The sequence below is a fragment of the Acinetobacter sp. YH12131 genome (assembly GCF_013418635.1).
Lineage (GTDB): Bacteria > Pseudomonadota > Gammaproteobacteria > Pseudomonadales > Moraxellaceae > Acinetobacter > Acinetobacter towneri.
In genome coordinates this window covers 1-9,849 of the sequence record NZ_VPBQ01000028.1, presented here as the reverse complement: position 1 = coordinate 9,849, position 9,849 = coordinate 1, and the positions used below count along the sequence as shown (strand labels likewise).

General features: G+C 37.1%; 7 protein-coding genes and 1 pseudogene. 4 read left to right on the top strand and 4 right to left on the bottom strand.

All coding sequences use genetic code 11. From position 1 onward, the window contains the following. Positions 1-311: 311 nt before the first annotated feature. The 3 genes from FTU66_RS13085 to FTU66_RS13075 all read right to left on the bottom strand — a co-directional run bounded on the left by FTU66_RS13085 (position 312) and on the right by FTU66_RS13075 (position 2,706). Positions 312-1,916, bottom strand: a complete 1,605-nt coding sequence (locus tag FTU66_RS13085) for an IS66 family transposase (RefSeq protein WP_180112936.1) — start codon at positions 1,914-1,916, stop codon at positions 312-314. 74 nt (positions 1,917-1,990) lie between these two features. Next, positions 1,991-2,326 carry an IS66 family insertion sequence element accessory protein TnpB gene (gene tnpB / locus FTU66_RS13080; RefSeq protein WP_180112935.1) on the bottom strand — a complete coding sequence of 112 codons (336 nt, stop codon included), beginning with the start codon at positions 2,324-2,326 and terminating at the stop codon, positions 1,991-1,993. Continuing rightward, positions 2,323-2,706 (bottom strand): transposase, encoded by a 384-nt coding sequence (locus tag FTU66_RS13075; RefSeq protein ID WP_180112934.1) that lies wholly within the window; start codon positions 2,704-2,706, stop codon positions 2,323-2,325. Before FTU66_RS13075 ends, tnpB begins: the two co-directional genes overlap by 4 nt. Positions 2,707-2,897: 191 nt before the next feature. On the opposite strand from FTU66_RS13075, the gene FTU66_RS13070 reads away from it, so the two are divergent. Genes FTU66_RS13070 through FTU66_RS13055 form a run of 4 tightly spaced genes read left to right on the top strand, consistent with a single transcriptional unit; the run spans position 2,898 to position 9,196 of the window. Beyond that, positions 2,898-4,730 carry a dynamin family protein gene (locus FTU66_RS13070; RefSeq protein ID WP_180112933.1) on the top strand — a complete coding sequence of 611 codons (1,833 nt, stop codon included), beginning with the start codon at positions 2,898-2,900 and terminating at the stop codon, positions 4,728-4,730. Positions 4,731-4,786: 56 nt separating this feature from the next. Next, positions 4,787-7,192, top strand: a complete 2,406-nt coding sequence (locus FTU66_RS13065) for a dynamin family protein (RefSeq protein WP_180112932.1) — start codon at positions 4,787-4,789, stop codon at positions 7,190-7,192. A gap of 52 nt (positions 7,193-7,244) precedes the next feature. After that, the gene (locus tag FTU66_RS13060; protein WP_180112931.1) at positions 7,245-8,132 is read left to right on the top strand and encodes a diguanylate cyclase regulator RdcB family protein; all 888 of its coding nucleotides are present in this window, start codon (positions 7,245-7,247) and stop codon (positions 8,130-8,132) included. Next, positions 8,129-9,196 carry a patatin-like phospholipase family protein gene (locus FTU66_RS13055; protein ID WP_180112930.1) on the top strand — a complete coding sequence of 356 codons (1,068 nt, stop codon included), beginning with the start codon at positions 8,129-8,131 and terminating at the stop codon, positions 9,194-9,196. The genes FTU66_RS13060 and FTU66_RS13055 overlap by 4 nt, the downstream gene beginning before the upstream one ends. 326 nt (positions 9,197-9,522) lie before the next feature. Here FTU66_RS13055 and FTU66_RS13050 read toward each other — a convergent pair. Next, positions 9,523-9,690, bottom strand: a pseudogene (locus tag FTU66_RS13050) (transposase); the annotation flags it as partial. Positions 9,691-9,849: the final 159 nt, after the last annotated feature.

Here is a 9,849-nt window from a genome sequence, read left to right as displayed (position 1 = left end):
AATGGACAATGCCTATTCAGGAATGGGGACAAACGATTACTCAATTATCCATTTACTTTGAAGGTCGATTAGATGATATAATTAAAATCTAGTCAAATTTACTGACACAGAATTTTGAACGCCCTCTGTAGCTACAAAAATCAATCCTACGGATTGATTTTTGGTACGCAACAGGGCTTGTCAGGGGCGACCCCCTGAACCCCAAACATTACTTATCGAATTGAGATTTAAAAGATTAAGTCACTTCGGATTTTTAAATATAAATTATGTTAGAACTTTAGTAAGCGTCCGCTGAACCCCATGCCTATTTTTTAATTCGGTTCAGGTTTCCAGCGGTGTGGTAGCAATTCTTCAATCTGAGTCACTTTATGTGTCGGCAACCTTTTCAGCACATCACTTAAATAGGCATACGGATCCAGCCCATTCAGCTTTGCTGACTGGATTAAAGTCATGATATTGGCAGCTCTTTGGCCGCTGCGCAGCGAGCCAGCAAACAGCCAGTTCTTACGTCCCAACGCCCAAGGTCGCATTTGATTCTCTACCCAATTATTGCAAATCGGTAGATTGCCATCATCCAAATAGCGGCTTAAAGCTGGCCAACGCTTCAGAGTGTAATTGATGGCCTTGGCGGTGGGAGAACTCGATGGCACTGTCAGATGATGTTGGTTGAGCCATTCATATAGTTGTTGCATCACTGGTTGACTATGCTGTTGTCGGTATTCGCGGCGGTCTTCCGCTGTACCATCGGTCTTTTTCCTGAGCTCTGCTTCTATCGCATACAGTTTCTGAATCAGCACTAATGCCTGTTCAGCGACCTGACTTTTCCCAGTTACATGCAGTTCATGGAATTTACGACGTGCATGGGCCATGCAGCCCACCTCTATGACCTGGCCTGATTTAAAGCGTGCTTTATAACCACTGTAATCATCACAGACTAGATAACCCTGCCAGCCTTTCAAGAACTCTGCAGCATGCTGGCCTGAACGACTATCCTGAAAGTCATAGATCACCGCCTGAACTGGATTGTACTGTGTGGTGGCATAGGCCCAGACATAACCTTTCTTCGGTTTTTTATTATTCTCACCCATCCGCATGATGGTGACCGGTGTTTCATCTGCATGCAGCACCCGCTGTTGCAGCACCACCTCTTTTAAGGCATTGGCCAGAGGTTCCAGTTCTACACCGCAGCGACCTATCCAGTCAGATAAAGTTGATCTAGAAAGTTCGATTCCCGCCCGCTGATAGATCAGACGTTGACGGTACAGCGGCAAATGATCGGCATACTTCGATACCAGCACATGGCTGAGCAATTCAGGTGAAGCAATGCCTTTATCAATCACATAGGCGGGCATCGCTTGCTGAGTCAGAGTGTCACACTGATCACAGACCCATTTACCACGCACATGCTGTTCCTTATAGAACTGTGCCGGTCTGAAATGCAGTTTTTCACTGACATCTTCGCCGATACGACGGAGTTGGCAGCCACAAGCACATTGGGTTGATGCAGGTTCATGCTCAATACGGATGGTGTGTAGATGATCTGGCAGTGGTCGACGTTTAGGTTTGTTGACTGTTGCTTTGTGTGTCGCTGCATGGGTTTTATCTGCATTTAGCCGCTCCAGTTCTAGATCAACCGCGGCAATATCTTCTTCGACCGCCTCATCCCACAGATGGATTTGTTTTGCGGTGAGATGTTCGTTTTTACTGCCGAATTTATGCTGTTTAAACAGCGCCAGTTCATGCTCGTATTTTTGATTGAGAATAGAAAGATGTTGAACTTTGGCATCCAATTGTTGGTTTGATTTTTCTAATTCTTGATTTGATTGTGCCAGAGACTGATGCTGCATCGCCAACTGCCGGGTAAATTCCAGCAGTTGTTCATGGGTCAGTTGGCTTAAGTCAGGCAGCGTATTCATGACCGCAGTATGCCTGAGGTCATGAAGAGAATGAAATAGAACGTTTGGAGGATGGCAGAATGGTCGAGCTTGGTTTAGAGCATCGTCACCACCTGCTGCAATCCAATTCTCTGCCAGGGCAAACCTTGGATCAGTGCCTGTAACTGTTCTGGGCTGAGAGCTACATTTTCACCCTGGTGAACTTTAGCCCAGTGGAATTTTCCCTGTTCCAGCCGCCTGGCACACAGCCAGATGCCCAGTCCATCATGTACCAGCACTTTCATACGATGACCACGTTTATTACAGAACAGGTAGGCGCAATGCGGTTTGATTGAGCCAAAGGCTTTCATAATCTGCGCCATGACCGTATCCATCCCTGCTCGCATATCCAGAGGTTGGGTGGAGAGCCAGATTTCATCAATGCGGATCATGTGGCAAGTACCTTGAGTAATTCTGCCAAGGCAGGTATTTCTGATGTCTGCCATTTTAGCTGAATATCATTATTCGTATGAGGCACGGTGATACACAACGTGATCCTCTCATCAATAGGTTGGCTGATTGCAGCAGTGTAAGGCAAAGCAATAAATGCTGGATTCACATGAGTAGGATCTTGCACGGCACCATCATGATGGCTGAAGATCCTGATCCAACGACTGACAAGGTTGGCATTAATACTATGTTGCAGTGCGACCGAAGCGATCGAGGTATTAGGATTTTTGCAGGCATTGACAATACTGAGTTTGAATTCTTTGCTGTATGTTCTGCGTTTTTTAGCAATAGGAGGTGTTGCTGAATATATATCCATGTTCATGGATTAAGTCCCCACTTGTTTTTAGGTGGGAACTAAATTAAGGCTTATAGGATGAATTCAGAAGGTGTGTTCAGCGGACGCTTACGAACTTTAGTCTGGAGCTATAAGAATTTATTGATTTTCAAGGGAATAAATGTACAATTTCATCTTCGTGAATTAAGTAAAAAACCAATAAATTTTAGGGTGTTAAGTTGAATTATTTGATTGTTGAAAATCTAAATTTAGAGGCAAAAATTTTATTATTACTATTAATAAAAATTTTACAAAAAATTGATGATAATGAGTACTTGATTCACGGGGATTTTCATAATGTAAATTTGAAAAATAAAATTTTTGAGTTTAAAAATGAATATTTTAAAATAGATAAATCGGAAGTGGTATTGGCAGTTATCGGTACCATGAAGGCAGGCAAGTCCACAACGATCAATGCAATTGTAGGTTCTGAGATATTACCCAATCGTAATGCCCCAATGACTGCAATTCCGACATTGATTCGTCATACGCCAACCCAAAAAATCCCACGATTATTATTCTCTGAGAAAGCAGGATTGCCACTTAATAAATTAATTGGTGAACTAAAAAAAGCGATTTCGAATAAAAAGAATGCTCCTATTCTTGAGGATTTAAGGTCAGATAAAGACTTATATGTGACCGTTGAAAAGATTCAACAAGGTTTGAAAATACAAACAGAGGCTTTGGGTGAGAAAGAAATTTTCTCTTTCTTGGTTTGTTTGAATGATCTTGTCCGCATTGCACCTAAATTTGATTTAACATTCCCATTTGATGAATATCAAAATATTGATCAGTTACCAGTAATTGAGATTGAGTTTTCTCATCTTCAAGGTGCAGGAGATACAGAAGGAAAGCTAATTCTTCTAGATACACCAGGACCCAATGAAGCAGGTCAGGCACACTTACGCCCGATGTTACAAGAGCAATTAAAAAGAGCCTCTGCTGTCCTTGCTGTGATGGATTATACGCAACTCAAATCTGAGGCTGATGCTCAAGTTCGTGAAGATTTACAGAGTATTGCAGGAACTGTTAAAGATAGGATTTATGCTTTGGTCAACAAGTTTGATAATTGCGACCGAAATGGCATGCAAGCAGATGAGGTTAAAACCTTTGTTGATGGTTTAACAGAAGGTTTGATTAAAGAAGATCGGGTTTATCCAATCGCGGCAAAATGGGGTTATCTTGCAAATCGTGCACGACACGAAAGAGATCAGGACGGCTTATTGCCTGAAATAACCGATGAAACAGCTTGGGTCGATGATTTCTATCAAGAAGCAGGTTTACGCCGAGAATCATCAAGAACGCCAGAGCGTATAGCAGACAGTATTGATGACTTGTGGGCAGATTCTAAGTTAAGTCAGCCATTAAAAGATATCATTGCAAGTTCATATGACAATGCTGCAATTCTAGCTTTAGATGCTGTAGTTGATAAGCTAAACCCAAATAATAATGAATTAAAACCTATTTTTGAATTTCTAGAGCTTATTTCAAAACTCTCAGTAAATGCTGACCTACAGATAGTATTTAATTCTTTAGATCGCTTAACTAAAGAAATTGATAAAGAAATGAATTGTTCTAGAACAATATCGTGGCTATATGGTGAAGAGAAAAAAAGTAAGAAAGATAAAATTAAGAGACTCATTAGTGAAATTAGAAAAATACATGGTCAAATTTTTTCTACATTAGATTCAATAGTTTTGTATGAAGAACAGTATCCATTAGATATTTATATAGATAAAAGGAGCTTAGACATATATAAAAGTGATTCTGATAAAATTTTAAGAAAAATCAAAACTATATTAACTAATGATACGCATTCCTATGATGGCGTTAGGCAAAAAATGATAGCTGAGCTACAAGATATACATCTAAATTTAAAATGGATATATGAGCATAATTCTAAAAATATACTTTCTATCAATATTGAATCCCAACTGATTGAAGACTTCTCTTATTGGCAGGAATCTTTTAAAAAATTAAAACAGCAAGTGAGATTATATAGTTCTGAATAAGCTCAGAATTTAGATATTTATAAATTTATGGTATTAAAGTCAATAGGATAAATGAAATGTCTTTAGATATACAAACGTTAAGAGATGAAGCTCAGGCATTATTACAAGTTGAACAAGCATTTTTGAATAAAATGCTAGATCAGCAACTTTTATCAGAGTCTGATGGTAAAAAGACCAGTCAATATGATCAAGCGACTCTAGACCAGGATTCTGTTCAAACAGAAATTTCTGTCCTACGTGGTGAAGGAGTTAAACTTTCAAACTTAGAAATGGTATTGGCGGTTGTTGGTACTATGAAAGCAGGAAAGTCCACAACGATCAATGCAATTGTAGGTTCTGAGATATTACCCAATCGTAATGCCCCAATGACTGCAATTCCGACATTGATTCGTCATACGCCAACCCAAAAAATCCCACGATTATTATTCTCTGAGAAAGCAGGATTGCCACTTAATAAATTAATTGGTGAACTAAAAAAAGCGATTTCGAATAAAAAGAATGCTCCTATTCTTGAGGATTTAAGGTCAGATAAAGACTTATATGTGACCGTTGAAAAGATTCAACAAGGTTTGAAAATACAAACAGAGGCTTTGGGTGAGAAAGAAATTTTCTCTTTCTTGGTTTGTTTGAATGATCTTGTCCGCATTGCACCTAAATTTGATTTAACATTCCCATTTGATGAATATCAAAATATTGATCAGTTACCAGTAATTGAGATTGAGTTTTCTCATCTTCAAGGTGCAGGAGATACAGAAGGAAAGCTAATTCTTCTAGATACACCAGGACCCAATGAAGCAGGTCAGGCACACTTACGCCCGATGTTACAAGAGCAATTAAAAAGAGCCTCTGCTGTCCTTGCTGTGATGGATTATACGCAACTCAAATCTGAGGCTGATGCTCAAGTTCGTGAAGATTTACAGAGTATTGCAGGAACTGTTAAAGATAGGATTTATGCTTTGGTCAACAAGTTTGATAATTGCGACCGAAATGGCATGCAAGCAGATGAGGTTAAAACCTTTGTTGATGGTTTAACAGAAGGTTTGATTAAAGAAGATCGGGTTTATCCAATCGCGGCAAAATGGGGTTATCTTGCAAATCGTGCACGACACGAAAGAGATCAGGACGGCTTATTGCCTGAAATAACCGATGAAACAGCTTGGGTCGATGATTTCTATCAAGAAGCAGGTTTACGCCGAGAATCATCAAGAACGCCAGAGCGTATAGCAGACAGTATTGATGACTTGTGGGCAGATTCTAAGTTAAGTCAGCCATTAAAAGATATCATTGCAAGTTCATATGACAATGCTGCAATATTAGCTTTAGATGCTGCAGTTGATAAGTTGGAGGAATGCTCTGATAAAATTCATACTGTTTTGGGGGTAAAAGAGCAGTCCATGCAAAAGTCTGCAGCAGAATTGAAAGCATTGATTTCTGATTTAACGGAAAATATCAAAAATATTGACAAAACAGAAGTCGTAGCAGAAAGTTCAATTCGTCAACATCAAAAAAACTTTTCACAAAAAATTCTAAATATCATTAAAGAACAATTTAAGCAGGTTGAGCAAGAACTAGAGCAAAAACTGTTTTCTGCTAATGAGAAATCAAAGAAAGCACAAGAAAAAAATACTTTAGTTTCATCTAGTGCAAGTCTATCAAGATTATCCAAATTGTTTGGTGTAGTACGTAAGACATATTCAGATCTGCAATATGATCCGAAAAATCCTAAGATCAATTTTGGAGATGATAAGGAGGGGGCGTTAGAGTTTTTAGAAAGTATTCAAAATGTATTACAGACGTCACATAACCTGACTAACCAGAATATTGAACAGGAGCTCGATAAGCTATTAGTTGTTTTTGAAGATGAATTTAAAAACAATATTCTTCAAAATGCACAAAAAAATATGTTGCAAATTAACAAAACATTAAGTCAAAGTGGCTTTGATGATATTCAAATTAAGTTGCCAAGCCGTAAGAATTTGGATTTAAAACTTACAAGTGCTCGATTAATGCAAGATGCTTTATTGGAAGAGCAGTATGAGGAAAAAAGAACAAGAGTTGTAGATAGTAAATGGGGGAAATTTAAAAATTGGTTAAACAGTGATTGGGGGCGAGAAGAATATACGGTTAAAGTGCAAGAATATAAAGTAGATATGAATAAAATTAAAGCACAGGTGAGAAAAGACTTAGAAGATAGTCAAAAGCTTTTAAATCAATCTATTCAAAAAAATATTGAGTTGCCTCTAATGCAAACTACTGAGCAATTTTTTATTGAATTTAAACGTAAAATTTCAGGTCTTAAAAAAGACATTGAGAATAGTTTAAATGATAAAGAAAATTCTCATCAAAATGATCAATTGCTGCTAGAAATTATACAATCTATGCTTGAAGAAAATTTAAATTTTAATCAGAGAATTACGGTTTTGAAGTCTGCATTGAATAAAGAAATCAAGTCAGCAGCTTAATATAGGAAGAATGAATAAGGCGTTATGTCTTATTCATTCTAAGGAAATAAAAATGCAATCTGAATTATCAGAAATAATGCCATGTATCGCAGACAAATTTGTTATTGAAATTGCAAATAGCATACATGTATCACAAGATCATATTAGAGTGCAGTCTACTAGGTTGAATAAGATGTCTCGTTTAGTCGATTCATTCACTGGAGCATCTGCAATACGGCAAAATCAAGTCAATGAAAATTTAGTACAAGGCCTAGAAGGAGCTTTTGAATGGCTCAATACCTTAACAAGTGAGTTAAGTTTAGGATTTTCAGCACTTAAAATACTCAATCAGAAAATGACGGAAGTGCAAGATTCAGTGACTGATGTGGCAAAATTTAGTTTGCACACACAGGGCTTATTAGAGCAATTAAATGAAAAAGTTAATCATCATATATTCGATCTTGATCAACGTTTATCTCTAGTTGAAGCGGAATCTAAGGCTCATAGACAAATCAATTTATTATTTAATCAATGGCAAGCAAATCATTTTAAAATATTATCCCCATTACAGAGATTATATACTGTATTAGAACGCTTATATTGGGGAGATTTTGGTGAGTACTATAGAAACTATCATAGCCACCCTAAAGCTATAAAAGCTGTAGAAGATATTAGACAAACTATTTATTTTGAAGCAATAAAATGCTTGCAAAATGATATGCAGATAGAAAGCAATGAGTATTTACATCCGTCACTATGGGCTAAAAGAACAACATCATTAAGCGTATCAACTCAAGAAAGTTATGCGTTTATGGGGGATTGGACTAAAGATCACCAAATGCCGATTAGCTATTATGCTTCCCAACAACCAGAGCAATTATCTATCTATGTACCACGTATTTTAACTGCTGAAAAATTATCTCAATATGCGCTAAAGGAAATGTTCGGAATAAGAAAATGACAAAAATATTGAAAACAGGGCTCGTACTTTCAGGTGGCGGTGCAAAAGGTGCATATCATGTGGGAGTTGTTAAAGCTTTAGCTGAACATGAGATAGAAGTTGATATTGTTTCTGGTGCAAGTATAGGAGCACTTAATGGTGCTTTATTGGCAACAAGTTCTTCAATGCAAGAAGGATATGAACGCTTAAATGAAATTTGGCAGTTATTAATTCAGCAATCACCAATTAAGTTCCAAGTGAAAAATATCCCAATACCATATTATTTAATACTTTTAGCAAGTTTTGGATTGCGATTGAATGCAGTACCTTTGATGGTTGTGCAAAAGTTACTTGCTCATTATGGAATTGGTCCTGATTTTTTTAAGCAAGATCCAAGTTTCTTAGATAATTCTCCGCTGACAGCTTTAATTGATAAATATGTAAATTGGCAATGTTTACAGCAAGGCAAACAGCTATATGTATCAGTTTATAAAAGTAAAGGCGGTATGTCTGATTTAATGGGGTGTCTAGCTGCTATGCTTTCTTTGAAGGATACAGCACCGTCTGATTTCTTGTGCGTGCAACAGTTACCAGAGTGGGAATGGAAAAATGCTTTAATGGCATCTGCTGCTTTACCAATGTTGTATGAGAGTCAAAAAATAGGAGGGGAAACGTATACTGATGGTGGGCAGGGAGGATGGAAAACGGCTCAAGGCAATACGCCTATTACACCATTAATTAATGCTGGATGTAATTTGGTACTTGTAAGTCACTTATCGGATGGTTCTTTTTGGAATAGGACGGTTTTTAATGAAACTACAGTAATAGAATTACGTCCTAGAAAATTAGTTGAAAGAGAGGGTATTCGAGACTTGTTGGCATTTAATGCACATAGCATTAACGATTGGATTGAACAAGGTTATACGGATACAGCTGTTTCTATTTCACGAATTAAAGACGCATTAAATAATCGTAACGAATTGAAAAAAAATATGTTTGAACAAAAGAATGAAGAGCAGAGGATGTTGGAAAGTGCAAATAAAATGCAGGATATGATGGAAAAAATTAGAATGAAATTAAACTAAAAAGAATATTATATTTTGCAAACCAACATTTGTATTTTTGAATAATAAAAAGTTAATTATAGTTGAGTTTAACCTGCAAGAGAAAAATTGAGATTTTTCAATTTTTCTCTTGAATTGCACATTTACGATTCCAAAAAAAATTAATTTGCTAAAGTTTCTTTCAGCACTCAGTAATGTTGTTTTGTAGCCATGCTTAGAAAAGCGATGAGGTCTGTAGCTACAAACAAAAAATGATTCAACGTTTTGTAGCCACAAAGTGATCTATGAAAAGCTCGGTAATACCCCCATTTTTAATTGAATTAATGGGTAGAAAATCTAAAGCCTTGTTATTGTTTAAAAATAGGTGGACAACCATTTACTGACATATGAGGTCGTTCATGATTATAAAAGTACTGCCAGTCAGTTGTATAGTCCTGCACCTCGCTCAGATCTCGAAATAAATATTGATTTAGACACTCATAACGTACTGTACGATTAAATCGCTCAACATATGCAATTTTGGGTAGTGTTCAAAAAACTGTGTCATTTGGTAGTGTTCAAAAAACTGTGTCATTTCCTTAAACTGTTAAAAACAGGAATGATGCATTATGGCAACTACATTTGATTTTGAAACAGCCTTAAAACAACTCCAGTCAGGACAAGCACTGACTGGA